The 24,469-nt window shown below is 39.4% G+C and carries 27 protein-coding genes, 1 pseudogene and 1 riboswitch; of the genes and pseudogenes, 6 read left to right on the top strand and 22 right to left on the bottom strand.

Annotated features, from left to right (window positions below):
* Nucleotides 1-10: 10 nt before the first annotated feature.
* The 7 genes from BW986_RS00595 to BW986_RS00565 all read right to left on the bottom strand — a co-directional run bounded on the left by BW986_RS00595 (nt 11) and on the right by BW986_RS00565 (nt 8,361).
* Entirely contained in the window at nt 11-739 is a 729-nt protein-coding gene (locus BW986_RS00595) for an ABC transporter ATP-binding protein (protein WP_076364166.1), read from the bottom strand.
* The gene (locus BW986_RS00590; RefSeq protein ID WP_076364165.1) at nt 714-2,228 is read right to left on the bottom strand and encodes an ATP-binding cassette domain-containing protein; all 1,515 of its coding nucleotides are present in this window, start codon (nt 2,226-2,228) and stop codon (nt 714-716) included. The genes BW986_RS00595 and BW986_RS00590 overlap by 26 nt, the downstream gene beginning before the upstream one ends.
* Nucleotides 2,221-3,201 carry an ABC transporter permease gene (locus tag BW986_RS00585; protein ID WP_076364163.1) on the bottom strand — a complete coding sequence of 327 codons (981 nt, stop codon included), beginning with the start codon at nt 3,199-3,201 and terminating at the stop codon, nt 2,221-2,223. Before BW986_RS00585 ends, BW986_RS00590 begins: the two co-directional genes overlap by 8 nt.
* The gene (locus BW986_RS00580) at nt 3,198-4,784 is read right to left on the bottom strand and encodes an ABC transporter substrate-binding protein (protein ID WP_081395459.1); all 1,587 of its coding nucleotides are present in this window, start codon (nt 4,782-4,784) and stop codon (nt 3,198-3,200) included. The genes BW986_RS00585 and BW986_RS00580 overlap by 4 nt, the downstream gene beginning before the upstream one ends.
* Before the next feature lie 325 nt (nt 4,785-5,109).
* The gene (locus BW986_RS00575; RefSeq protein WP_076366183.1) at nt 5,110-5,622 is read right to left on the bottom strand and encodes a DUF3189 family protein; all 513 of its coding nucleotides are present in this window, start codon (nt 5,620-5,622) and stop codon (nt 5,110-5,112) included.
* Between the two features lie 233 nt (nt 5,623-5,855).
* Nucleotides 5,856-6,965: a D-alanyl-D-alanine carboxypeptidase family protein gene (locus BW986_RS00570; RefSeq protein WP_076364161.1), complete on the bottom strand. Its 1,110-nt coding sequence runs from the start codon at nt 6,963-6,965 to the stop codon at nt 5,856-5,858.
* A gap of 424 nt (nt 6,966-7,389) precedes the next feature.
* Nucleotides 7,390-8,361 (bottom strand): acyltransferase family protein, encoded by a 972-nt coding sequence (locus BW986_RS00565; protein ID WP_076364159.1) that lies wholly within the window; start codon nt 8,359-8,361, stop codon nt 7,390-7,392.
* 385 nt (nt 8,362-8,746) lie between these two features.
* Here BW986_RS00565 and BW986_RS00560 point away from each other — a divergent pair, with 385 nt between their 5' ends.
* On the top strand, nt 8,747-9,139 hold the full coding sequence (locus BW986_RS00560) for a thiol-disulfide oxidoreductase DCC family protein (RefSeq protein ID WP_076364157.1): 393 nt from the start codon (nt 8,747-8,749) through the stop codon (nt 9,137-9,139).
* Between the two features lie 82 nt (nt 9,140-9,221).
* Here the strand turns inward: BW986_RS00560 and BW986_RS00555 are convergent, their stop codons facing one another.
* The 7 genes and pseudogenes from BW986_RS00555 to BW986_RS00525 form a co-directional block, all read right to left on the bottom strand.
* Entirely contained in the window at nt 9,222-10,568 is a 1,347-nt protein-coding gene (locus BW986_RS00555) for a DUF3238 domain-containing protein (protein WP_081395458.1), read from the bottom strand.
* A 160-nt stretch (nt 10,569-10,728) separates the two neighbouring features.
* Nucleotides 10,729-11,175: a glucose starvation-inducible protein GsiB gene (gsiB, locus tag BW986_RS00550; protein WP_076364152.1), complete on the bottom strand. Its 447-nt coding sequence runs from the start codon at nt 11,173-11,175 to the stop codon at nt 10,729-10,731.
* A 174-nt stretch (nt 11,176-11,349) separates the two neighbouring features.
* A pseudogene (locus BW986_RS00545) lies at nt 11,350-11,547 on the bottom strand (KGG domain-containing protein); the annotation flags it as partial.
* 155 nt (nt 11,548-11,702) lie between these two features.
* Entirely contained in the window at nt 11,703-11,858 is a 156-nt protein-coding gene (locus BW986_RS00540; RefSeq protein WP_076364148.1) for a YvrJ family protein, read from the bottom strand.
* 51 nt (nt 11,859-11,909) lie between these two features.
* On the bottom strand, nt 11,910-12,128 hold the full coding sequence (locus BW986_RS00535) for a DUF2922 domain-containing protein (protein ID WP_053536155.1): 219 nt from the start codon (nt 12,126-12,128) through the stop codon (nt 11,910-11,912).
* 37 nt (nt 12,129-12,165) lie between these two features.
* Nucleotides 12,166-12,384 (bottom strand): DUF1659 domain-containing protein, encoded by a 219-nt coding sequence (locus tag BW986_RS00530; RefSeq protein WP_076364146.1) that lies wholly within the window; start codon nt 12,382-12,384, stop codon nt 12,166-12,168.
* Between the two features lie 199 nt (nt 12,385-12,583).
* Entirely contained in the window at nt 12,584-12,865 is a 282-nt protein-coding gene (locus tag BW986_RS00525; RefSeq protein WP_076364144.1) for a DUF2798 domain-containing protein, read from the bottom strand.
* Nucleotides 12,866-12,993: 128 nt separating this feature from the next.
* Here BW986_RS00525 and BW986_RS00520 point away from each other — a divergent pair, with 128 nt between their 5' ends.
* Together BW986_RS00520 and BW986_RS00515 are read left to right on the top strand one after the other, a co-directional pair.
* The gene (locus tag BW986_RS00520; protein ID WP_076364142.1) at nt 12,994-13,857 is read left to right on the top strand and encodes a LysR family transcriptional regulator; all 864 of its coding nucleotides are present in this window, start codon (nt 12,994-12,996) and stop codon (nt 13,855-13,857) included.
* Between the two features lie 219 nt (nt 13,858-14,076).
* On the top strand, nt 14,077-14,724 hold the full coding sequence (locus BW986_RS00515) for a hypothetical protein (protein ID WP_076364140.1): 648 nt from the start codon (nt 14,077-14,079) through the stop codon (nt 14,722-14,724).
* 44 nt (nt 14,725-14,768) lie between these two features.
* Here the strand turns inward: BW986_RS00515 and BW986_RS00510 are convergent, their stop codons facing one another.
* The 4 genes from BW986_RS00510 to BW986_RS00490 form a co-directional block, all read right to left on the bottom strand.
* Entirely contained in the window at nt 14,769-15,068 is a 300-nt protein-coding gene (locus tag BW986_RS00510; protein WP_260320481.1) for a sigma-G-dependent sporulation-specific acid-soluble spore protein CsgA, read from the bottom strand.
* 71 nt (nt 15,069-15,139) lie between these two features.
* Complete coding sequence (locus BW986_RS00505; RefSeq protein ID WP_076364138.1) at nt 15,140-15,337, bottom strand: helix-turn-helix transcriptional regulator; 198 nt, start codon at nt 15,335-15,337, stop codon at nt 15,140-15,142.
* A gap of 10 nt (nt 15,338-15,347) precedes the next feature.
* Nucleotides 15,348-15,860 (bottom strand): DUF6773 family protein, encoded by a 513-nt coding sequence (locus BW986_RS00500; protein ID WP_081395457.1) that lies wholly within the window; start codon nt 15,858-15,860, stop codon nt 15,348-15,350.
* 470 nt (nt 15,861-16,330) lie between these two features.
* The gene (locus BW986_RS00490; protein WP_076364134.1) at nt 16,331-16,900 is read right to left on the bottom strand and encodes a dihydrofolate reductase family protein; all 570 of its coding nucleotides are present in this window, start codon (nt 16,898-16,900) and stop codon (nt 16,331-16,333) included.
* Between the two features lie 195 nt (nt 16,901-17,095).
* Between BW986_RS00490 and BW986_RS00485 the strand changes: the two genes are divergently transcribed.
* A complete protein-coding gene (locus tag BW986_RS00485; RefSeq protein ID WP_076364132.1) occupies nt 17,096-18,022 on the top strand; it encodes an NAD(P)-dependent alcohol dehydrogenase in 927 nt (308 codons plus the stop codon).
* A gap of 779 nt (nt 18,023-18,801) precedes the next feature.
* A riboswitch (purine riboswitch) is annotated at nt 18,802-18,905 on the top strand.
* A 230-nt stretch (nt 18,906-19,135) separates the two neighbouring features.
* A complete protein-coding gene (locus tag BW986_RS00480; protein WP_397221670.1) occupies nt 19,136-19,960 on the top strand; it encodes a 5'-methylthioadenosine/S-adenosylhomocysteine nucleosidase in 825 nt (274 codons plus the stop codon).
* A 77-nt stretch (nt 19,961-20,037) separates the two neighbouring features.
* On the opposite strand, the gene BW986_RS00475 is transcribed toward BW986_RS00480, so the two are convergent.
* From BW986_RS00475 to BW986_RS00465, 3 genes are all read right to left on the bottom strand, one after another.
* Nucleotides 20,038-20,418 carry a hypothetical protein gene (locus tag BW986_RS00475; RefSeq protein ID WP_076364128.1) on the bottom strand — a complete coding sequence of 127 codons (381 nt, stop codon included), beginning with the start codon at nt 20,416-20,418 and terminating at the stop codon, nt 20,038-20,040.
* A 174-nt stretch (nt 20,419-20,592) separates the two neighbouring features.
* Nucleotides 20,593-21,318, bottom strand: a complete 726-nt coding sequence (locus BW986_RS00470; protein ID WP_076364126.1) for a ZIP family metal transporter — start codon at nt 21,316-21,318, stop codon at nt 20,593-20,595.
* A gap of 172 nt (nt 21,319-21,490) precedes the next feature.
* On the bottom strand, nt 21,491-21,829 hold the full coding sequence (locus tag BW986_RS00465) for a hypothetical protein (protein WP_057276953.1): 339 nt from the start codon (nt 21,827-21,829) through the stop codon (nt 21,491-21,493).
* Between the two features lie 198 nt (nt 21,830-22,027).
* Between BW986_RS00465 and BW986_RS00460 the strand changes: the two genes are divergently transcribed.
* Complete coding sequence (locus BW986_RS00460) at nt 22,028-22,522, top strand: L,D-transpeptidase family protein (RefSeq protein ID WP_076366177.1); 495 nt, start codon at nt 22,028-22,030, stop codon at nt 22,520-22,522.
* 71 nt (nt 22,523-22,593) lie between these two features.
* Here BW986_RS00460 and BW986_RS00455 read toward each other — a convergent pair whose 3' ends face one another.
* Entirely contained in the window at nt 22,594-24,048 is a 1,455-nt protein-coding gene (locus BW986_RS00455; protein ID WP_076364124.1) for an Msr family ABC-F type ribosomal protection protein, read from the bottom strand.
* Nucleotides 24,049-24,469 lie beyond the last annotated feature (421 nt).

The raw sequence follows: 24,469 nt of genomic DNA, 5'->3' as shown, positions 1-24,469 counted from the left end.
ATTCTTCCTCCTAAACTATAGATTTCTTTCTTTTTTCGAAATACAGACATGCTTCCAGAAGATTTTTTGTGTAAGGGTGCTGAGGATTTTTTAATACCTCTACAGCCGTTCCACTTTCAACAATGCTTCCCTTCTCCAACACTAAAACTCGGTCTGCTACATCTTCAATGGCTTGAATACGATGCGTAATGTATAAAACACTCATATGGTAAGAGCTTTGAAATTTTTTTAGCAATTCAATTATCGTTCTTTCTGTTTGTGGATCTAACGCAGATGTTATTTCATCGGCAATTAATAGGCGCGGGTTACATAGTAATGCGCGAATGATGGCCATACGCTGCTTTTGTCCGCCAGAGCATTGGCTCGGCATATTTTTCAGAAGCTCCAGTGGCAATCCTGCATGGTTCATCATCGAAGTAATTTTCTTTAATGCTGATTTCTTTGAATACTTTTGTAGTAAAAGCGGCTCCATTAAGCTTTGTTCCATTGACCAAAATGGGTTGAAGGAGCGGTCTGGATTTTGATAAACATATTGTGTGAAGTTACTCGAGTCTTCTGCCCAGCACATCTCGCCTTGACACGGTTCATTTAATCCAATTAACAGCTCAGCAATCGTGGACTTGCCAGAACCCGACTCACCAAGTAAACAAATAAATTCTTCTCTTCCTACACAAAAATTCACATCTTCCAACACAACATTATTTCCGAACTTTTTACATAAATTGCGAACCTCGAGCATTGAATAATACCTCCTCTTCCACATGCCCATCAACGATTGATAGCGTACGATCTGAAATGGCATAGGCTACGTCCATATCATGCGTTATAAATAATAAGCTAATATTGTAGGCTCTCACTTTTTCCTCTAGCAAAAGAACTATTTCTTTCTTTAAAATCGGATCAAGTGCACTCGTACATTCATCCGCAATAATAAATTTCGGCTTATTGGCGAAAGCTAATGCAATTAACGCCCGACTTAGCATCCCGCCCGAACATTCATGCGGATACTTTTCTAAAATATTTTTAGGCAGAGATACTTCTTCCACAGCTGTAACTGACTGCTCCATCGTTATCCCAATTTCCAAGAACTGATCCTTCAGTTTCAATAATGGGTTAAATGCTGAACGGGCATCTTGATAAATATAGGCACACGTTTTCCAGTAACAATCATTGGCAAAGCGTGGATTTCTAACGGATTGTCCATCATATTGGATATCTCCTGACCATGCATCAGTTGGTAATAATCCGTACATCGCCCGAGCTAAAGTCGTCTTGCCTGAACCTGAAGGACCAATCAGGCTCACAATTTCCCCGCTTTTAATTTGGAACGAAACATCCGATACAACCTTTTTCTTTTCAAAGGCAATATTGACATGATAGGCGGCTAAATCATCTACCTCATTCTGAATCGTATCAATTGTTACCTTTTTCAGTTTTGAAGGTTTCTTCGTTTTTTCCTCAAGTAAAAACGCTAAGCTCATTGTTAAAATTGTAAGGAATAGCACTGGGGGGATAACAATCCAAGTCCAGCTTGAATTCAAGAAAATGGATGGCTGTGAAAATGCTTCATTTAACATGCTTCCCCATGAAATAAAATTCGGGTCACCAAGTCCTAAAAATGCCAGGCCCGCTTCCGTCAATATCGCTGACTTACATGTTAAGATAAATTTTGTCTTCACTATTGGTCGTAAGTGTGGCAATATGTGTGCACGTAAGATATATAAGGAATTACCGCCGAATAATTGGGAAGCTTTCACGAATTCCCGTTCCTTCAATGTAAGGACAGCCGACCGCACTATCCGCATATACGAAGGCCATGACAGCAAGCTTAATATAATGACAAGCTGTGCCATACCACCACCAGTGAACGACATGATGATTAAGATCAATAGCAAATTAGGCAGTACTAATAAAACGTTCGCAACGCCATTAATGACTTTATCCAATATAGGAAAATACCCTGCTAATAAACCTAGTACTACAACTAAAATTGTCGAGCAGGCAGCAATGCATAACCCAATTAAAATACTAGTGCGTGTCCCATAGATTAATTGACTTAAAATATCCTGTCCTAATCTATTCGTTCCAAGCCAGTGATTGGCGGATGGGCTTAAAAAGGAAGCGGCATCATATGAAAAGGGATCAAACGGAACAAAAAATGGACCAATAAAAGCTACTATAAATAACATACCAATTACTATAATCGGCAGCTTATAGACCTTATTCATTTTTATTTCCTCCCTTAACACGCGGGTCTAGCTTCGGATATAGGAAATCTGCTAAAGCATTGAAAAACAGGATGATTGCTGAAAATACAAAAAACAGTCCATGCATTAACGGATAGTCCCTTGATAACACTGCCTCTTTTAACAGCTTTCCTATCCCGGGGTAAGAAAACAATGTTTCTACAAAAATAGCGCCAGTAAATAGTGTACCTATACGAATCATCATTAATGTAAAAATCGGCAGTAGTGCATTTTTTAAAATATGGCGATACACTAAGCGATTTCGTTTAATACCTTTCATTTTCGCAAATTCAATAAATGGTGAAGAAATTACTTGAATCGTTTCATTTCTTACTAACAAGTATGTACTTGAAATACTTACAATCGTTAATGTGATAATCGGTAGCGCAGCATGCTGAGCGTAGTCGGCAATGACCGTCCACCATGAATCCGAGCTTAAAAATGGTTCACTTGCACCGCTCATGGGCAGAAAACCCAAATAAACAGCGAATACTAATAATAAAATCATTCCCATTAAAAATTCAGGCAATGCCCCGACTGCCATCATGGTTAGCATAAAGCGCCGATCACCACGTTTAAAATGGAACCAGCCCGACCATAAACCAAAAAGTATTCCGATGATTAATGAAAGACTTGTTGAAATCCCTACAATCCATAACGTGTACGGTAAATGATTTAATACTATATCAGTAACTGGCTCCTTATAAGAAAAAGAATAGCCGAAATCCATATGCAGGAGACCTCCTAGATAATCGATAAATTGATCACCTAATGAAGCATCGAGGTTGTAATATTCAACCATGGAAGCCCTTTGTGCTTCGGTTAGCATCGGCCCACTATCCTGGCCATCCAAATACTCAATCGGCCCCCCCGGCATAAGTCGGGGGAGAAAGAAATTGAGTAATAATAATATGACAAATACTGATCCGTATAGCGTCAATATTTTTTTAATCATTTGTAATCCACAAATACTGCTTTGTTATCAGTTAATGGAATACCATCCGCAATACCGCCACGGGTATTGAACCAGCCAGCAAATACGCTTGAATCATACACGTAGTAGAATGGACGGTGGTATAACACAAGTGTTGGTAATTCTTCTGCTAAAATATCTTGCATTTCATCAACTGTAGCTTTACGCTCTGCTTCATTTCCTTGTTTCAATTGAAGACTTGCAAGCTCTTGGAACTCTTCGTTATCGAATACGCCTTTACCAGCTAGAGAGTTACTGGCTTGACCGCTAAACCATAAACGTAAGAAGTCTGGGTCACCGCTTAAACCGATATGCCCTGTAATTGTCATATCATATTTCCCTTCAGCCATGGCCGTTGAGAATGTTGCTGAGTCGACTGTTTGAATATCAAGATCAACCCCAACATCAGCAAGCATTGATTTCATTAATTCAGCTTCTTGAGAAGTTGAAGAAACTAGTACGCTTAAATCTAAATCTTCACGGACACCTGCATCATTTTTCTTGTATCCGAGCTTATCCAGGATGGCATTTGCTTGTTCAACATTGTAATCATATTGTTTCACGTCTTCTTTATACCAAGTTGAATCTGGCGGGATAACACCTGCACTACCAACCATTACTTTTGAGTTACCAGTTAATTTTTCAGCAATTGAAGCACGATTTAATGCATAAGCAATCGCTTGACGCAGATTTTTATCACGTAATTGTTCGTTTTCTAAGTTGAAAACGATACGAACGGCGCTACCAGTAGGTTCGCTTTTCAGAACGTCATAGCCTAATTTTTCAAGCTGTTGCACTTCTGTATAGTTAAATGTCATACCGCCATCGATTTCTTTGTTTTGTAAAGATAACATACGGTTTTCAGTTGCTAAATATTGAACTTCATCCACTGTCACGTCACCTTTAAAGTAGTCTTCGTTTTTCGCAAATTTATAATTACCTGTTGCTGAATCATAGCTATCAAGTGTAAATGGACCTGAGCCAATTAAAGCTTCATCCTCTTGATACTCTAATGGTTGTTCAACTTTTGACCAGATATGTTCTGGAATGATCGGTAACTTACCAGCAATTTCAGAAATGAACGGAACATACGGCTCTGCTAGAGTAATTTTCACTTCATGGTCAGAAATTTTTTCTGCTGAGGCGACTTTTGTCATATCTGCATTCCATTGAAAAGTATTTTCTTTAAAATAGTTATAGGAGAATACTACATCATCAGCTGTTAATGATTCTCCGTCATGGAATGTTACATCTTTTTCTAATGTAAATGTATATTCCAAATTATCTTCTGATACTTCCCAAGATGATGCTAACCAAGGAATAACCCCAGTATCATCCTTCCAAGTTAACGTATCAAATAAAAATGAGTTACGTAAAAATCCACCCGGACCATTTGTATCAAATGTAAACGGTGATGGGAAACCACTGTTTTGCCACCCGATTTTCACAATTTTCTTACCATCTGATTCAGGTTTTGAAGTACTTGAAGATGATGACTCATTTGATTGTGAGCATCCAGTTACAATTAAAAGTACAGCAACGAATAAAAATAATATTTTCCTCAAAATGATAACTCCCCTTTTCACCCCTATTGAGATTGATAATTATTATCAACTAGGCACGAAACTAATTCTAATTCAAATAAATTTTATTTTCAAGTATTTAAATAAATTAAATAAAGGTTAAAAGTTCCAAATATAGGATAGAAAGTCAAAGTAATAAAACGGTTGTTACTATTCAAACCAAAAGAGGAAGAATCAGGTTTTTGGCATTTACAACGTTAGTACAGAAATCCTTGTTATGCACCATCCAGAAACATAACAAAAAAGCCAACATCAATTGTTGACTTAATATATATCGACATTTAAGTTTATTAAAATTTATATAGGATTACTTATATACCTCATTTTCCAATATAATTACTTTTTCCCCATTCGCTGCTTTCCCGATTTGTTTCGTATTTTCAACCAGCCGAAAAATATTATCACAGCATTGTTTGGCACCTATAAGCAATAATGGTACACCTATAAAATCAATTTTTAGTGCTCTTGATAAATATCCCCCTATAGACATGGCAATAGGTACGGTTGGGGATGTATTGGAGAATACTATTACTTCGTTAAAATGAAATTTCTCTTCTAGTAGTAAAGTCAATTCTTTTAATGATGGAACCACAAGTTTTTCTCTTTTATGTCCAATTGTATAAACTGAGTTGCCATCTTCATCGATCCCGCGAAAAATTAGCTTTCCAGCATCTTCTTTCGTTAATTTATTAAAATATTTTACATGTAATATTTCTTCCGACGTTAATTTTCTTTCCGATTGTGGTAATTGTTTTAAATGATATGCGGCAGCCAACGACGTGGTATGTGTACCCCCATAATCATTATAGATATACATCATGAAATCATCCCTAATAGTTTTATTTAACACTATTATGGTCATATACTCCATTTCCAATTCGGTTACGGTACTTTTATAAGAATATTCCTGTCCTGTTATCATCATAAAAAAGAGTACACTTATCACATGAATGATAAGTGCACTCTCTTATTATTTATATTAATTATAAGCTGGGTATGTATAGACAGCAACGCCTCTGATAGCCAGTCAGTGAGTTTCTTTAGTAACGAGTTCTAAAATCCTCCCAATCCTAGAAATGGGACAGAAAATTTTATTGGCTTATCATTGATTGTTTCTTTTTTAATCGGGGCAGGCAATACTGTGTTCCTGACATCAGCGACCTTTTTAAGGTCAAAGGATTCTATTGCTTCCCCTTCTTGGTTCATGATTGAAAGAATTCCATCATTACTCGTTTTAAGACTAGGTTGATCACTGATTAAATGAGTATAGTATAAGTCTTCGTTCAGCGTGTAGGAATTAGAATAGTCCGCTGAAAAAAGTTTGCTTTTTTTATCAATTTTGCCTGATTTAAAGTTGTTAAAGCCATAGTTGAATAAAAGCTCAGTATCAGAGTAGGCAACCTTGTCCGAAGGAGCTTTCAGAGTGACGGCAATCAAGTCCTGTTCTCCCCTAGTGGCAGTAGAAATCAGGGTGTAACCGGATTTACTGACGAAACCGGTTTTCCCGCCGGTTATTCCCTGATAGGGGAGTTCGCCCTTTAACATTTTATGATGGGTAACTAGAGTTGTGTCCCATGTTTCCACTTCCCATGGTAACGCCTTCTTCCCAAAGTACTCACGGAACGTTTCATTTTTCATTGCATATTGGGTAATTTTCGCAAGGTCACTGGCTGTCGTTACATGGTCTTTGTCAAATAATCCATGGGGATTAGTAAAATGAGTATCGGTGACGTTCACTTCTTTTCTTAAAAACTCATTCAAATCTTCCATGAACAGTTTTTCACTGCCAGACATATGCTCGGCAATTGCGATGGCTGCATCATTTCCGGAGTTGATCAGCATTCCTGCAATTAATTTGGAAAGCTCTATTTCCTCCCCAGGTTCAATAAATACCGAAGACCCGTCTGCCTCCGCTGCTTTTTTGCTTATCGTCACCAGTTCATTCTGATCCCCGTGTTCTATAGCATATATAGCAGTGGCAACTTTCGTTAGACTGGCTGGATACATCCTTTTATTCATATTTTTTTCGTATAATACATTCCCGCTTTTCGCATCAATAATGATCCCTGCTTCACTATTGAGAGGTAAGTCAGATTCTGCACTTACAGTCGTAGAGGCGAAGGGGATTAAAGCCAAGATGAAGATGAAGAAAAACTTTCTCATATGCCTCTCCTTTAATGATAGTAAAATCTTATATAGTCATAATAAAATAAATCTGAAAGTTAAAAGATGTTTTATTGAAAGTGAAATACAAAAGTAATTACCCTTTAATAATTTTGGAAACATTTCGGTTAATGACCTTCATTTTCTTTCCTGAAATAACTTTTTAAGGGGTATTGCCCTTTTAGTGGGAGGATCCATTCAAACAAAAAAGATTCCCCTTTTAAATTGTAAATCACCAAAATGGAGCCCTCCTGCATGACAATATCTTTTCATGAAAAAACCCTTCAAACTGAAGGGCTAGGTGCTTGATCATTACATTACTAATATGAAATATAATTTTTTGGACAGTTTCCTTCAGATTCTGATTCATCTAGTTTAAACCAGCCTTATTAAACCTATCCTCAATTACATGATTAAAATTCTGTTATGTTTTCATTTTCATTCCTAATAACATACATTCCACTTTTACAATCGGTTTTCTTGATAATATAAATATAATCGTTACAGATATGACTAATAAAACATAATATTGGCCGCTTTCTTTGATCCAATCATAAATAAATGAGTTATAAACATATTCCAGGATAAACATATGAAAAAGATAAATAACTAATGTAATCGATCCAATTTCAGTAAAAAATGTATGCTTTCTAGGAACAATACAAAGAAAACAATAAGTTGCCGCTCCCATGATTAAATAAACGATCAACTTATATATAAAACCGAGGGCAATGGGACCTTCCATTAATTCCTTATAACCTAAACGGCCATAAAACCATTCCCTCCAAGTAATTTCACCATAGAAATAAATGCCGGCAAAGATTAACCCTAGTAGTCCCCAGCCAATTAGGGCATTACTTTTCTTTTTAACCCATTCAAAATGATCTTTTTCTAAAAAATGTCCAATTAAAAAGAAAGGAAAGAAAAAGAACGTTCTCGACAAACTTAACCATTCATTTACTTCACCGATGTAACCGATTATTAGAGATACAATTATCGAAAAAACGATTCCATATTTCCTGGAAGTAAATATTGACAATAATATATTCCAACAGAATAAGCTTATTAAGAACCATAATGCCCATCTTGGAGTCAATATTGTGAATTCAATCGGTTCATCAAATAACTTCTGATAATAGAAGGTATAAATCACCTGGAATATTACATAGGGAATTACGATTTTCTTTATTAGCACCCAGAGGTCCTTTTTACTTTTTATCTTTCTTGAAAAATAGCCGGATACTAAAATAAAAGCTGGCATATGGAATGAAAAAACAAACAAATAGATAGTTAAAATCCATTCGTTTTCTTCTACCATTCGAGCTAATGTATGTCCCAAAACCACTAGTACGATTAAAACAGCTTTCGCATTATCAAAATAAGGATCACGTTTCATTAAATCTTACCTCCTCTAAAGAAACTGCTCGTTATATCTCCTAATCCTTAATTATTGTTTGAATGAAAAAACCGGCTTTCCTCTAAAAAAGGATTGCCGGCTTTTTTACTAAAGGAAATTCATTGGAGTATCTACCATACCATAGCTTGTTTACAGGATAGTTAATGGAAAATAACAGTTTGATAACAGAAACTTAAACAAGGGGGCCAACCGCCAATTGCGGCCTTCTTATGGCACACACACCCATTTAGTGACTTGCCGGAACGAACAATCACTTCCAAAATTTCGAAACTCCAAGCAGTTCCATACGTTTTCGCCTTACCAGAACGGGTAGTGTATTATAGAAGCATGAGTATGATAACGTCTCTCTATAGGAGGAATGTTCATGAATCCCGTCATTTTATTTGATGGTGAATGCAACTTTTGCGATTCGAGTGTCCAGTTCATCATAAAGCGGGACCCGCAGGGGCTTTTTCATTACGCTTCGCTTCAAAGTGACGCGGGCCAAGAGTTGCTGAAGAAGTATGATGTACCTGCAGATATAGATAGCATGGTGCTGATCGAAAGGGATAAGGCCTACTATAAATCGTCTGCAGCCTTGAGGATTTGCCGCCGCTTGCAAGGGGCGTGGAAATTGCTTTACGGTTTCATCATCGTTCCAAGCCTCATCCGGAACTTCGTTTATGATTTCATTGCCAGGAACCGTTACAAATGGTTCGGAAAGAAAGAGGAAAGCTGTATGCTGCCGTCGCCAAGTGTTCGAAAGCGATTTTTATAAAAAAGGCCTCATCAACAAGCAAAAAGGACTTCAAGTATTCGAGGTCCTTTTTGTTTTTTGTTTTAGAATGCTTTTCGTCCTTTCATTGTGTAAATGTGGAGTATCTCCATAAATGATTGGCCGTTGGATGTGCCATCATTTCGAGACCTTTGTTTTCCGCTAGGTGCAGGGGTTCCCAGTTTTGTTCATCTGCCTCCTTTAGGTAGACTTCATGATGCGGTGCCTGATCATGATACCCGGCTATATTGATTTCGCCATTTCGGTAAAAGGTCCCGATCACTTTATAATCCACGGCAGGAGAAATGATGATTGGGTTGCCTACAGAGTGTGTCAGCTGAATCGTTGTTTTCTCATGATTGGATAATACATGCTTCACCACAATGTCTTCATCCGAGGCCACTCCTTCTTCGAGGAAATCCCCATCATGATTGTAGGCCTCACTTTTTCCGACTGCTTTGGTAAGTTCAATCTCGGCTTCACTTTCCTTTTCGTGAATGTACACATCGACTCTAGTCCTGAATCGGGATGATTCAGGATCAAACCCGCGGTTGTCTCCTTTAAAATAGGGAACCTTTGAGGCAAGATTGGGGTTTTTCAGCCACTCTTCAGGTAGAAAGGTGGAATAGCGCAGCTGCAAATTTCTTTTCTTTTTACCTTCCACATCGTTTTCAACCGGCTGCAAAAGCTGTTTTACAGGTCCTATCTTTTTTGTATTCGTTATTTCCTCGATCGCTGCCTGTGCTTGGGATGAACCTTTTTTTACGGCTCCGACAATACTCGCAACAAGGGATTTCACGGCATAGGACTCCTGCTCTGAACGTGGAAGGGGCCGCTTGGCTTTAATGGTATATGTGTATTCATGATCCTCTCTAATACCCCGATCACTGAAGGAACATCCACCCACTTTCCCAATATCCACGCCGTTTCGGTAAACCCGATACTCTTTTATTCCTTTAATGGGCTCCCATTCCAGGCTGGCTTGGCCTTTTGCGACAATCGTGGTGAATACCAAATCCAAAAGGATATTATCCTCTTTTTTATTCTCGGCGGTCGTTGATGTCTGTATTTTCATCCTGTTCACTGCCTGTTCTTTTTCATTCAGGCTATCTATCGTGTACGTATAGATGGTTCCTGGAGTCAGTCCCCGATCTGCCATCCTTGGCTCCGGGCCGCTGTAAATCAGCTCTTGCCCCCTGAATACCCGATAGAAACCACCTTCATCAGGCCACATAAGCTTAATGGTATCTTCTTTCCGTTCGATCTTACACATCAATGAAGCCGTGTTGAATACCGCTTGATGCGTCCTCTTATTGGAAATGAGATAAGCGATGCCCGCAAGACCAAGAGCAAGCAATGAATGCCGTGCAGTGAATGTAACTCCGCCTACTTTTAAACGGGGAAATGAATAATGGACGATCAACTTCTTCATCACCTCTTTCTTTTCTAGGTGTTATTTCTTTACCCACTTTAATTTCCAAGCACTCTTTGTAATGTGCTGAGAAGGTTATTTCCATTGGGATGGCATAAAAAAACCGAGGGAATGTTAACTTCCCTCGGCCGGTCATTTATGAGTTTTCCTGGATTATATTTTAACGGCGGCTTTTTTCCCCGCCTTTGCGTCCTGCTTCTTCACGGCTCATTTTTCCATCATCGGAACCATCTCGTTGATTGGCCCGTGCCTCTCCGCCTTTTTCGCCGATTTCCTGATAGAATTCCTTATCATGATTTTCGGATGTCGCTTCTCCGCCTTTTTGGCCAATCTTCTGATAGAATTCCTTATCATGATTTTCGGATGTTGCTTCTCCACCTTTTTGGCCAATCTCTTGATAGAATTCCTTACCATGATTTTCGGATGTAGCTTCTCCGCCTTTTTGACCAATCTCTTGATAGAATTCCTTATCATGATTTTCGGATGTCGCTTCTCCGCCTTTTTGGCCAATCTCTTGATAGAATTCCTTATCATGATTTTTCGCTGTTGTTTCTCCACCCTTACGGCCTGCTTCTTCACGACTCATTTTATCATTGTTGTTAGTCATTAAAAATTCCTCCTTATTATTTGGATTTTCATTGAACTAGCTACATATGTCATGTACCCGCTTGAACAGCTGTAAAACTAGAATCAGCTAAATGCTTCAGGTCTTTATTTAGCGGCGACTTTTCCCCGCCATTAAGTCCTGTTTCTTCCTTCTCATTTTTCAATCATCGGACCCATCACGTTGATCGGCTCGAGTCTCTCCGCCTTTTTTGCCAATTTCCTGATAGAATTCCTTATCATGATTTTCGGAAGTGGCCTCTCCGCCTTTTTTACCAATCTCTTGGAAAAATTCCTTATCATGATTTTTTGCTGTCGTTTCCCCGCCTTTGCGGCCAGCTTCTTCCCTGCTCATTTTTTCATTGTTGTTAGTCATTAAAACTCCTCCTTATTGTTTGGATTTTTGATGAACTAGCTACAGTTCTATGTATACCCGATAGTTTTGATATAAAACTAGAATCTATTAAAACTTTACCATTTAAAAGGAAAAGCATCATGAATGATATCACTCATGATGCTCCCCGCTTATCCTTAACCTGACTTGGGAATCCCTTCTCGCAGGCGATCTGGCAGCTCTACAATGGTTTCATTCAAAGTATCCAATTTCTTTTCAATCCTATGAAGCAAATAAAGGGTAACAATGATCGGGAACCCAATATCACTGACAAATGGCAGGATTTGATCCACTTTTATTCACCTCAATTCAAGTTTGCCCGACATTGATGACTCTCCCGTTCGTCAGATAAGTTCCACTTCCTCGACATTCCGCTCGACAAGGCGTGCCGCTTTCAAATCGACGAAATCCCCGGAAGATGTAACGAACACGTTCCCCGCAATGATTTTTTCCATTGCCAGTTTAACCGTATTTACCTCGACCGGCTCCTTCGGATTATCAACGGAAATCGTCGCTGACTTTCCTTCCTCCGTAACGAAAATCAATTCCAATACTTTAGCCATTTCAAATCACCTCCCCTTCGTACGACATCAAAACCGTTTAGCCAATCAATGAATACGTATCCACCCGGGTCACTTCACCCATTGGATGATTCTGCACACTTGCGATTGAACCAGCCGCCGAAAACAACTGTTCCGCTGTCGCCTCGACCTTGATGTTCGAAAATGCCCTCCGCTTGAAAACGAGAGCCCCTTTTTCATTTAACCCCGTCTCAAAATCGATCCGCAACGTACTTGATACTGGAATCTGACTTGCCATATCACTCACCCCCTTTCACACTCTATATAAACTTTTATGGGATGAAAGTAGCATGGCCTTAATATTTTTCAGGGGAAACGCATAAAAAGCTCCCCATCATTTGGGCAGCTCTATAAATCCATATTTTTCACTATTTTTCAGGAAATCCCTTAAAACAATATCCACATTTTTTACTGGAATTCCAATTCTTTACTGGCCATTATCCATTGTCTTCTTCTCTTTCTAAGAAATCTTTCTCGATTATTGGCGGTTTTTCTACAAAATTAATTCTTCTCATTATTTGTTGTATTACTCTCGGAAAAAAGTAAGCTCCAAAGAAAGCACAGATAAAAGCCTGTGACCAAGTTTTCATCCATGTAGATAAGAATATATGATCATAACCACTATTTATTGAGACTAATATAAATGAAATAAAAAAGGACATACTAAAAGCCATAAAAAAGGCATAAATAATATTTCGGTATTTAACGTTAATACTCATTATTTTTCTACTTCAACTCCTGACCCAATAATTCTTCACAACTATATTTTATTTCTTCCATTTACATTAGTAAAACCAATTTTTATAATAGTTCTATTACAATTACTAATGCAAAGGGGTTAGTGGGGTTGAATTCGTATTATGCTTTTATCAAAACCGTAGAAACAGGCAGTTTCACAAAAGCTGCCGAAGAACTTGGCTATACTCAGTCCGCCATTAGCCAAATGGTGCATTCATTAGAGGAAGAACTTTCCACCACTCTTATTTTACGTTCTCGAAAGGGCATTACGCTGACACCAGATGGCGAGGAATTTTTGCCATTTATCAGGAAGATTTGTAATTCACATAGGGAACTGACTGAAAAGCACAAAGAGATGGAGGGACTGCAAAGCGGCCTTATTCGAATTGGCACCTTTTCCAGTGTTACATGTCATTGGATACCGGGAATGATCAAAGATTTTAAGGAACTTTACCCAACTGTCCATTTCGAATTACATCAAGGAAATTATACGGAAATCTCAAATTGGATTAAAGAAGGAAGCGTGGACTTTGGCTTTGTGAATTCAAATGTTTCGGATCTAACTACGATACCCCTGCAGGAAGATGAAATGCTGGCTGTACTGCCAGTGAATCATCCTTTAGCATCCTCCACAAAAGTATCATTGAAAGATTTGCTAAAAGATCCTTATATCCTGTTGGATGAGGGAGTTATAAATGAACCATTAATAGGCTTTAAACAGGATAATTTTGAACCTGATACCCAATACCGAGTATTTGATCCCTATGCGATTATGTCGATGATTGAACAAGAGCTTGGCATTTCGATTTTACCGAAACTTCTCTTAAATAAATGTCCCTATAATATTGTGACGAAAACTATCTCTCCCTCCATTATTCGGACAATTACTTTGGCATACAAGGATAAAAGGGTATTGCCAATAGCAAGCAGGTATTTTATTGACTTCATTATTGAAAGGTATAGGGAAGATTAAAGTAGCCAATTCGTTGCTGCAGCAATTCCTGAGCCTAAAAGCCGACCGGAGTTTGTTTCATAAATCCAAATACTTTTTTGCTATTCAGCTTATTTTCCCGTTAAATTACTTTTTTATAACTGACATTTTTGATGCGAAGATAAATGGCATTTGGCTTTAAATGGCACGTCATGTTCGTCTTTTCTGGGAAATAATAATCACGAAAGGATGTGGATGTTGATGTCATTAGAATGGTTTGACAGAGTTAGCGGGGAATTGCAGGATCACCTTGTATCAATTTGTGAAAAATACGACCGTAATGGCAGTATGATCGTGGAGCGCGGGTCGAAGCATCCACGGATCGAGTTTTATACAGAGCTGGATGACAATGAGAGGGATTATTTTTCCACGCTGTTTTTTGATCCGTATAATGAAGAATTTTATATGGAATCGTTCGAGCCGGATTTAGGGCAGATCAGCAAGGTCATCCTTACAGACATTGAAGATATCGTCGATGCTGTCCACGAGAGCTTCCATAACTATTTGGAAGAGGATGATGCCGATTACGAATATGCTATGGATATGGATGATGAAAATGATGATTTATATGATCCAGACGGCGAAGATTCCGATATATACGAAATAGATGTAGATTGGGAAACGCCTGAAGTGACCGCCTATATCCAGGATAATGAAGTGGAGGTCACGTATCAATTCGGTATCGTTCAGGAAACAGGTGATGGTGTGCTAAAACGGATCAATCGGATTCGGACAGCGGATGATGACCTGATAAAGGATGAAACGAACTTCATTTTCAGCAAGGAAGAAGCAAGCACGATCATCGCCATGATAGCCAGTCACATGGATTCACTTAGTGAAATGGAATAAAAAACAACAAAACCTTGTCCATGATCATCATGGACAAGGTTTTATCATATAAGAATCAGTTCATATACCTCTGATAATTGCGTGACCCGTTCCGTATCACTCGCTTCCTTCGCATGCTTGATTTCCTGAGGAAGAATATGGTTAAGGAGTCTGGCTTCTTTACCGGATAGCTTATTGACGAGTTCTTCTTCAGAATGAAAATGTCCGCTTTTGATTTTATTATAAATTTCCTGTGCTTCAGGATATTGGTCCGTATAGTTAGATATTATCTCACGTAAGTAACCAATCGTACGATCCATCAAACCATCCCTCTCGAATGTTAGATTTTTGCTTACACGCTCCATCTATACCTTCCCCCATTTTTTGATGATAAATTCCTGAAAAAAAAGATATCCAAGTCAATGGATATCCCTAATCAGTCTTTCTCCCAAAACAAATCATCCAATGTTCGCGATAATGCTTTACAAATACCGACACACAAACTTAATGAGGGATTATACTTTCCGGATTCAATTAATCCTATCGTTTGCCTGGAAACACCGACAATCTTGGCCAGTTCATCTTGTGACAAGTCCTTTTCTACTCTCGCAAGCTTCAGTTTTATATTTTTCAAGGGAAGCCACCTACAATTTCTTATTATCTTCGCTATTTTTCATTCCGATTTTCTTCGCCAGCAAGTATATACCACCAAAAAACAAAAGTAAAATCGGCAAATAGATCATAACGGATACAAACGATACCATTACAAAATACCATACGCCCTGTGAACTGCCATCCGCATAGGATACAGCACTATTCACCCCCATGAATATAGCGATGATCAGTGCTAAAGCAACCGAACCAAGAATCGTCTTCCTGCTCATCGGTGTTTTGCTGGTGCGGTCATGCATTTCCACTTCATCCCAGAAAACACCCAAGAAAATGGAACGAGCCAAGTAGTACAGCCCTCCTGCAACGATTATCACGAATTCCAGATATAGCTCCCCGCTGCCTGCACCATATTTATATAGTTTGAAAAGTGCACTCACCAGGCAAATGGCCAAAATGACGTGATACATTTCTTTATAAATTTTATTTCTTACATGCTCAACTCGCTCATCCGTGATCTTTTTCGTTCGTTTAAATAAATCCATCATCGATCGACCTCCATTTAATTCCATTACTTACTCCTATTATATGATTTATTTAACTTTTTGCAACATATATATTACATTTTATAATTTATAAATTGCAATATGCATAAAAAAAGGTATCCACATATCAAGTGTGAATACCTTTTTATGGCTTTACTCGTGAGTTTTGGGGATTTACTCGTGAATTTATCATTGTTACTCTTTTTATCTAAGGCTGTTTTCGCATACTTTGTTGCTATTTACCAAGTAAAGCGGTGTGGTTGATTTCCCCTCCAGATGCTCGCTTTCCGCGGGGCGGGCGGTGAGCCTCCTCGGCGTAAACGCCTGTGGGGTCTCACCTGTCCCGCTGCTCCCGCAGGAGTCTCGCACTTCCGCTCCAATCAACCTTAAATCGTTTCGTTTTAAAAACAATCTTTACGAAAAGAGCCTTATCTAATTATGAATTTTTCACAAAAAAATTTTGATCATTTCAATTACCCTTCATTAAGATGATAGCAAAGTTGAACAACGCCAGAGGAAAATCTTTTTGTATCAGCCAGTTTTAAATTCAATCTCTCCTTCATGTCAATAAACAAAGGTTTCCCTTCCCCTAAAACAACAGGGTGAACAGATAACCTAAATTCATCAACCAGCCCAAATCTTATAAAAGTTGTAATAAGACTTGCCCCGCCATAAAGCCAGATGTCTTTACCAGGCTTTTTCTTTAATTTATTTACTTCTTCAACAATATTATCATTTATGATTGTTACTTTATCATCAGTGCTTTTTTTTGTTTTGGAAAACATGAATTTTTCTTTGCCATGAACTAATTTCCACATTTCTTTTTCAGAATCAGATACCTCATTTTCCGGAGTATACTGTCCCCAAAAATCATAGCTTTTTCTCCCATAAAAAATGGTATCAATTTGATTTAAGAAATCCGTGAACCCCATTTCGGGATCCATAATGCACCAGTCAATTTCGCCTTTCGGCCCTTCAATAAAGCCATCTAAAGTAACTGCTAAATCTAAAATTATTCTTCTCGGTCTTTCGTTAATTGTCATACTTTCATCTCCTTTTGTCTTATAGAATGTCCCCTAAGGATTCGACCGCTCAGCGAGACACTTGCCCCTGACCGATGCCGGACAAATACCTGCTGCTTTTAAGCATTCATTCTTCCTTTTCGCTTATATGTAGTTTTATATTACAGCTTCTATCATAGTATTAAAAGATTGTATCAAAAACGAAGGAGACACGCGATGAAAGCAATGGTATGCACCAAATACGGTTCACCCGATGTACTGGAACTCAAAGAGGTAGCAAAACCAATACCCAAGGATAACGAAGTTTTGGTAAAGGTTCATGCGGCAACAGTGGCTTCAGGGGACATAAGAGTCCGGAGCTTCAAGAGCCCCTTCTTATTATGGCTACCGATGCGGATCTTCCTGGGTCTTAGAAAACCGCGAAAACCAATACTTGGAGTGGAACTGGCCGGAGAAATAGAGGAAACGGGCAGGAGTGTGACAAAATTCAAAATAGGCGACCCGATTTTTGCCATGACTGGAATGAATTTCGGGGCTCATGCCGAATACACCTGCTTACCTGAAGACGGGCCAATCGCAATGAAGCCTGCCAACGTTACCTATGAGGAGGCCGCTGCCGTTTCTTTTGGGGGAACGACAGCCCTGCATTTTTTCAGAAAAGCCAATATCCAGGACGGGCAAAAAGTCCTCATCTACGGAGCATCCGGTTCAGTAGGCACTTCAGCCGTGCAGCTGGCCAAATACTTTGGAACAGAAGTTACCGGAGTATGCAGTGCCGCTAATTTTGAATTGGTGAAATCATTGGGAGCAGATGAGGTAATTGATTATACGGAAGAGGATTTCACGGAAAAACAAGAACGATATGACATCATCTTTGATGCAGTCGGGAAAAGCTCGAAAGCCGCTTGCAAGAAGGCACTGACCCCGAACGGGCGATACGTGTCCGTCGAAGGACAAGGAATAGCAAAGATACTTACGGAAGACTTATTACTCCTCAAAGAGCTAATCGAAACTGGAAAAATAAAATCGGTCATTGATAAACGCTACCCGCTGGAACAGCTTCCCGAGGCCCATAGATATGTAGAACATGGACATAAAAAGGGTAATGTAGTCATAACCTTGGTTGATCATGATAGACCCTGACAAAACCTATAGTTTTTTTATTTTAAAAAAGTTTCAGTTTGATTTCAGAAACCCGCTCCCTTTCCGCCGACTGTCTGCCAAGCCTCCTCGGCTCAAGCGCCTGTGGGGTCTCGGCTAGCCAGCTATTCGGCAGGAGTGTCGCAAATTTCTTCAATCCAATGAGGAGGTTATAAAAAAACTATTAAGAAAACCATAGTCTTGTAATCATGAATCAGGATGAGCCATTCCGCCCCTCCAGATTAAAGCCAAATTGGAAGAAAAGTCAGTTTACCTATAGTTTTTTTATTTGAAAAACGCTCCAGTTGATTGGAGCGGGTGTTCGAGACTCCTGCGGGAAAAGCGTGTCCAAGGGAGACCCCACAGGCGAGCGCCGAGGGCGGACCGCCCGCGGAAAACGAGTGCCCTACGTTCCAATCAACGATCAGATTTACACGAAAACCATAGTCTTGTAATCATGAATCGGGATAAGCCATTTCTCCCCCCTCCAGACTATAGCCAAATTAGAAGAAAGGTCAGTTTGCCTATAGTCTTTATATTAAATAAACGTTTCAGTTGATTGGAGCGGGTGTTCGTGACTCCTGCGGGAAAAGCGCGTCTAGGGGAGACCCCGCAGGCGCAAGCCGAGGAGGCTCCACGACCGCCCGCGAAAGCGAGTGCCTTACGTTCCAATCAACGTTTCAAACAAATCACCACCCTACAAAACACGAACATTAAATTATTTTTATATTTTAATGTTCACTTTTTTATTGATTATCTATCATTTGTTTGTTATATTAGCAAAGTAATAATCGTAATTTACTCGTATATGCTCGGAAATATGGTCTGAGCGTTTCTACCTGGTTCCCAGTGAAAGAACTAGACTACGAGTTAAAGTATTCGGCTGCCCGCTTTCTTGAGCAGCGCATGATTTAGCTAATCATTTTGCTTAATCATCTTTACTTTGACTATCGTAGGTCTAGAAGGCAGTAATCATTCTGCCCGTTCTGGACCTTTTTCTTTGACCGCAACTGCGAGTGCATCAAACAATCGAATAAATATGTTTTAAGGAGAAATTAAATGAGAAAAAACATGTTCAAAAAGTACACGATATTAGGAATCATTACATTACTTTTCATGTCGGTGATTGCCGCATGCAGTTCTGCTTCCAAAGATGAAACGGTCGAAAAAAAGACTCAAAGGCCTATCATGATTCAAGGTCCAATGCCGATTGAAGCTGAAAATTTCGCTAAAAGGTTAAAAAATGTTAAAGAAGAAAAATCAGGAGATTTTGTGTTTTACATTGGAACGTTAGACAATTATCCTGTAATCGTTGCAAAAACAGGTAAAGGGATGGAAAACACAGCTGCCGCTACAGCTTTGGCCATTGAAAGGTATAACCCTATTGCCATCATCAATCAAGGAACATCAGGCGGACATGATCCAAGCTTAAACGTTTTTGATATTGTTTTAGGAAAAAGAACGGTAAACCTAGGTTCATTAAAAACGGCTGATAAAGCTGAAAAACAAGGAATCGATCCAACCATTTGGAAACCGATGGACCTAATGGCTTCTGAAGGAAGTGCAGGAGAAGATCCTAACGCTGAAAAACCACGCTTCTACGAGGGAGATAAAGATCTACTCGCAGCTGCCCATGCAGTTAAAGATACTTACACAAAAGGTAAGGTTGTCGATGGCACTATCGGTTCTGCAGACGTTTGGAATAATGAAGTGGATCGGATTAAGTGGTTCCATACGAAATATGGTACATCTGTAGAGGAAATGGAAGGAGCTGCGGCAGCGCAAATCGCCAAAGCTTACGATGTTCCCTTCTTAGGTATACGAGTGCTATCCAATAATAAAGTGAACGGCGGTAAATATAACCCGAATACAGCAGCTGCCAATCAAGAATATGTTTATGAAGTGGTCAAAAAATATATATCCACGATGCCAAGCAAATAAGGCCGGCTCGGAGTATACTATCCCTATAATGAATAAAAGAAGAGCACATATTATCGTATATAATATGTGCTCTTCTTTTATTCGCTGAGGGCTGTGCCCGATTCTTCCTCCTTGCAAAATAATAAGCTGAGGTTATTCAACGTATAGAGTCTAGCGGTAAAAATGAATAAATCGCTGTAGTTGTTTTCAACGTACTCTTCAATGATGCCCATCCCTTTCCTGAATCTATCAACTAATAAATGCGTGTAGTTTTCATCCCAGGTAAACCGATTGATTCGTTTAAGTTCATCGGCCAAAACTTGAAACTTGAACTCCTCGACAAGAAGCTTCAATTGATACAATTTATCTCTATTTAAACAAAAGCAATTATTTTCATTTTCATGATTTTCCCGAACGAATGTAATGAAGCCATTTATATTATCGGCCAGCATATTCGCTATTTGCATCCCGAAGTTCATTCCTAACATCTCCTCAATGTCTAAAATCTATATGAAGAGTGTATGATTTCAAATGATATTTTAACACCAACAATTATTCTTTTAAGATAGATTTCCTTATTTCGTACTATGATAGATTTTTACAAAAAAAATTGTCCCCTTTCCTTCCAAGGGGACAATCTCACTTTATCGTCATCACATCGAATCCAGAACCAAAGAGATAAGCAGGCCGGCGGCGGTGAATATGCCCGTAATCGGTCCTCCGTCTTCATATGCTTCAGGCATCATCGTCGAGGCAATCATGGCGATGATTCCACCGCCTGCAAATGCCGCCATCGCTGCCAGGATATAGTCCGGGGCATGATCGAGGAATAGATAGCCCGACATCGAGGATAGTGCCGAAATGAGCAATACGGAAAACCACAGCAGCATGATTTTCTTCTTCGAATAATCACTTTTGAGCAGACCAGTTGTACTTGAGAGCCCCTCCGGAATATTACTGATGAAGATGGCAATGACCAATAACCAGCTTACCGAGCCACCGCTTATTAAGCTTGCGCCAATCATGATCGACTCCGGTATGGCATCCATCACCGTCCCGATGAAAATGGCCAGTCCCGCTTCCTTCGAAGAGCTATTATTGGACCGTTTCCTTTTATCCGCACCTTTTTTGGAAATAAGAAAATCCAAGGCGGTAAATACGGCGGCCCCTGTTATGAATCCGATCGCCGTCGCCCAGATTCCTCCATCACTCACCGAATCGGCAAGCAGCTCGTATGCCGCTGCACCGATCAATACACCTGTACCAAAAGCCATAATATAGCCAATGATGTTTTTCCTTATCGGAATGGAGATGGCGGCTAGTGCGCCAAGCAGGACAGCAGAACCCGAAACCCCTCCCCAAAAGACCGCATTCCACATAGAATTCCCCCATTTCCTTTTTATAGGATAGTGTACCCTGGTAGATGTTGGGGTAAACAAGGGGCCGCTTTTTTGCAAATTCCAGCAAAAAAAAGCAGTTACATTCGCTGCCATGGTTTTTGTGTATAGAATAGTAGAGTCGCTATGATTATCCTAGCCTTCGCTGCCTGCCTTATATGACTGATATTTGCGGTTTTCCTTCTTCTCTTTCACTAACCTTTTCAATTTTATCGACAAACATTTGAAAAACCTTTCTCTTTTCTTCCAGCTCTTTTATTGATTCTTTCAATTCGTTCAATTTTTGTTCAAAAGGTTTATGATAGAGCTCACGGATATTTCGAATGATTTCATCATTTATAGTTGATTGTACCACTTGCTTGGTAATATTGAATTTATAGGAATAAACCTGAAGATCACGCTTAACTTCTTCATACTCTTTTTCTATCCCATTTAACACATCACTGATTTCTTCATTCCATTCCACTAAAGCCTTTTTCACATGTTCCTCCACCCTTATTCCCCCTCTTTAACTAACAAAAAATCCATCTCGATAAAAACTTATTTTATCAAAAGTTCATTTCGGTTTCTTTTCGGTTAAGTTACTTAACATATACATTTCATTAAAAACAGATAACAGCGAGTTACGAAACACTTTTGAAAAATCACATAGAATGAAACATGACAACTATAACCTATGGAGGTGTTCAGACTGATTCATACAGTTAAACCAGGTGAAACACTGACACAGATATCCAGGGACTACCGGACACCGCTATCGGAAATCATCAATGCTAACCCGAACATCAATCCAAATGTCATTTATCCTGGTCAGCCCATCATGATCCCTGGTTTTCCCCCTCCTGATACCATTCCATTTCAGATCGATGTGTCCGTTAACAATCGTAAGCTAAGGCTGCTAAAGAATGGAGTCCTGCAAAAACAATATCCAATTGCTGTTGGAAGAATGCTGTTCGGTACACCAGTAGGGCAATTCATCATCGTTAATAAAGCCCCAAACCCCGGAGGCCCATTCGGTACAATGTGGATGAGTTTATCGAAAGAACACTATGGCATTCATGGAACGAATGATCCCAGCTCGATCGGTAAAGCCGTCTCAAAAGGCTGTATTCGCATGCATAATCGGGACGTGGAGGAATTATCTAGGATCGTTCCAATCGGGACACCGGTTACGATTCATCCTTAATGTGTATAGGGAATGATGATAAATAAGCCGATGGAATTGTCCCATCGGCTTATTTTGGCATGAACTTAAAATCACACTTGAACCAATTTCTTCGCCTGAATCTTATACTGAAGATCGGCTACATGGTTTATGAACGCTTGATCATGGGATACAAATATGATCGTCCCATCATATGCCGCGATAAATCGTTCCAATGCTTCAATGGCCGTAATATCCAGGAAATTGGTCGGTTCATCTAAAAGCAGAATGTTGTATTCCCCTAAGAACAACTGACAAAGTTGGAGGCGAATCGCTTCACCGCCACTTAATGCTTGAACACTTTTCAGTATATCCGTCCCGACAAACTGCATCGAATGCAGGACGCTTCTTAAAAATCCTTCATCATATTCTGAACGGTTTCCCAGGAATTGCAGAACCGTTTCATCTCTTGCAAATCGATAGCTCATTTGACGGAAGTAACCAATTTTCGCTTTTGGAGAAAGCGCCAAGCCTGCACCACCATTTGCAATATGGTGAAGCAAAGTACTTTTACCGCTGCCATTTCTGCCTGTGATGGCTATTTTTTTACCGAGCGGCAGCTGGAAACTCACTTCATCCAATAATACTTTTTCCTTCACTTGAAGAGTCAATCGGTCCGCCATTATAGGGAACTTATTATGCAATTCCAATTGCTTTGACTGGCGAAATACGATTTGCCTTTCCTCTTGTACAGCATCGACTTCCTGAAGCTTTTCCGCTCGCTGCTCAATTGCCTTCGCTGCACGTTGTGCGGCTTTTTGGCTTGTGCCTTTCGATTTCGTCATGAACGTCTTATTCGGTTTTGCATTCGCCTCTCTTTTTGACAACCTACCAGCTTGAGCGATTTTTTCAGCTTTTTTCATTTTTTCCTGCGCTGCTTTTTCAAGCCGGCTCTTTTCTTTTATGAATTGTTCATGAGCCTGCCTCTGTTGTTCACGTTGTAACTGCTTCTGTGCCATGTACTCGCTGTAATTTCCTGAATATACGTATACCTTGCCTTCATGCACTTCCCAAATCGTTGTCACAAGTTCATCCAATACAGCCCGGTCATGACTAATTAATACAAGCGCACCATAGTAATAGCGTAATTCATCAAGTAAAAACGAAATGCCGTCTTGGTCCAAGTTGGTTGTCGGCTCATCGATAAGTAACGCTTCAAAATAGTGGGTAAACAATTGGGCAAGCTTCAGCCTCGTTTGCTCACCGCCGCTTAGCGACCCTGAATTTCGCGGAACTGTTAATTTTCCCAGTAACGCTGGATCAGCCTCTGCAACAGCAGGCGCTTCTACTTGCTCAAAATAGCCACGATCAACGTAACCCTTTACTTTTCCGCTTGCCGGTTGAATTTTTCCAGCAAGTAACTTCAATAACGTACTTTTCCCTGCACCATTTTTCCCGACGATGCCGATGCGGTCAAATTGATGTACAGCCAATCGTTCAATCTTCAATATCTCTTTATCTAAATAAGTCACTTCGACATTTTCCAATTCAAAACATATTTGTTCCATATTCGCTACCTCCGAAATTTGTGATTTCGTATCGATAGCTTGGATCGATACGAGCTTCTATTTCAAGCTCGCATCAAAAGAATAATAAAAATTGCAATTTACATTCCCCCCACCTTCAAAGTCACCGCTGAATGACCATGTAATCGAAAAGAGCTTATCTTCCAAACTCGTATCAATAGAAAAGTAACATCATCATGTAAAAATCCCTACAAAACAAAAAGTACACAGAAGGCTCTGTGTACTGAAAAAACGGCATAGATATCCGGTAGAACGACAAAACTCCTACAACATATCCATCCTATACACACAGCAAATAACCCCTTATGCAAAGTGGTTTTTTCCATAATATGTGTGTATATCAGTATAGTTGTAAAAATGCCACGTTTATCGCTCCTTTCAATTCTTGCCCCTATTCTAACCA

It is taken from the genome of Peribacillus simplex, assembly GCF_900156045.1.
GTDB lineage: Bacteria > Bacillota > Bacilli > Bacillales > DSM-1321 > Peribacillus > Peribacillus simplex_D.
Note: the sequence above shows the minus strand (reverse complement) of the source record. Positions and strands in the feature narration are given on the sequence as shown.

Bases quoted from the DNA above. Each gene is read 5' to 3' on its own strand.
- BW986_RS00475 (WP_076364128.1), bottom strand. From the start codon at position 20,418: ATGAACTTCGGGATGCAAATAGCGAATATGCTGGCCGATAATATAAAT.
- BW986_RS00585 (WP_076364163.1), bottom strand. From the start codon at position 3,201: ATGATTAAAAAAATATTGACGCTATACGGATCAGTATTTGTCATATTA.
- BW986_RS00535 (WP_053536155.1), bottom strand. From the start codon at position 12,128: ATGGCTAAAGTATTGGAATTGATTTTCGTTACGGAGGAAGGAAAGTCA.
- BW986_RS00570 (WP_076364161.1), bottom strand. From the start codon at position 6,965: ATGAGAAAGTTTTTCTTCATCTTCATCTTGGCTTTAATCCCCTTCGCC.
- gsiB (WP_076364152.1), bottom strand. From the start codon at position 11,175: ATGACTAACAACAATGATAAAATGAGTCGTGAAGAAGCAGGCCGTAAG.
- BW986_RS00470 (WP_076364126.1), bottom strand. From the start codon at position 21,318: ATGTGGAATGCGGTCTTTTGGGGAGGGGTTTCGGGTTCTGCTGTCCTG.
- BW986_RS00575 (WP_076366183.1), bottom strand. From the start codon at position 5,622: ATGATGTATATCTATAATGATTATGGGGGTACACATACCACGTCGTTG.
- BW986_RS00595 (WP_076364166.1), bottom strand. From the start codon at position 739: ATGCTCGAGGTTCGCAATTTATGTAAAAAGTTCGGAAATAATGTTGTG.
- BW986_RS00530 (WP_076364146.1), bottom strand. From the start codon at position 12,384: ATGGCAAGTCAGATTCCAGTATCAAGTACGTTGCGGATCGATTTTGAG.
- BW986_RS00480 (WP_397221670.1), top strand. From the start codon at position 19,136: ATGTCGGTGATTGCCGCATGCAGTTCTGCTTCCAAAGATGAAACGGTC.
- BW986_RS00490 (WP_076364134.1), bottom strand. From the start codon at position 16,900: ATGACAATTAACGAAAGACCGAGAAGAATAATTTTAGATTTAGCAGTT.
- BW986_RS00500 (WP_081395457.1), bottom strand. From the start codon at position 15,860: ATGATGGATTTATTTAAACGAACGAAAAAGATCACGGATGAGCGAGTT.
- BW986_RS00590 (WP_076364165.1), bottom strand. From the start codon at position 2,228: ATGAATAAGGTCTATAAGCTGCCGATTATAGTAATTGGTATGTTATTT.
- BW986_RS00565 (WP_076364159.1), bottom strand. From the start codon at position 8,361: ATGAAACGTGATCCTTATTTTGATAATGCGAAAGCTGTTTTAATCGTA.
- BW986_RS00555 (WP_081395458.1), bottom strand. From the start codon at position 10,568: ATGAAGAAGTTGATCGTCCATTATTCATTTCCCCGTTTAAAAGTAGGC.
- BW986_RS00560 (WP_076364157.1), top strand. From the start codon at position 8,747: ATGAATCCCGTCATTTTATTTGATGGTGAATGCAACTTTTGCGATTCG.
- BW986_RS00510 (WP_260320481.1), bottom strand. From the start codon at position 15,068: ATGGAGCGTGTAAGCAAAAATCTAACATTCGAGAGGGATGGTTTGATG.
- BW986_RS00455 (WP_076364124.1), bottom strand. From the start codon at position 24,048: ATGGAACAAATATGTTTTGAATTGGAAAATGTCGAAGTGACTTATTTA.
- BW986_RS00515 (WP_076364140.1), top strand. From the start codon at position 14,077: ATGTCATTAGAATGGTTTGACAGAGTTAGCGGGGAATTGCAGGATCAC.
- BW986_RS00525 (WP_076364144.1), bottom strand. From the start codon at position 12,865: ATGAGTATTAACGTTAAATACCGAAATATTATTTATGCCTTTTTTATG.
- BW986_RS00485 (WP_076364132.1), top strand. From the start codon at position 17,096: ATGAAAGCAATGGTATGCACCAAATACGGTTCACCCGATGTACTGGAA.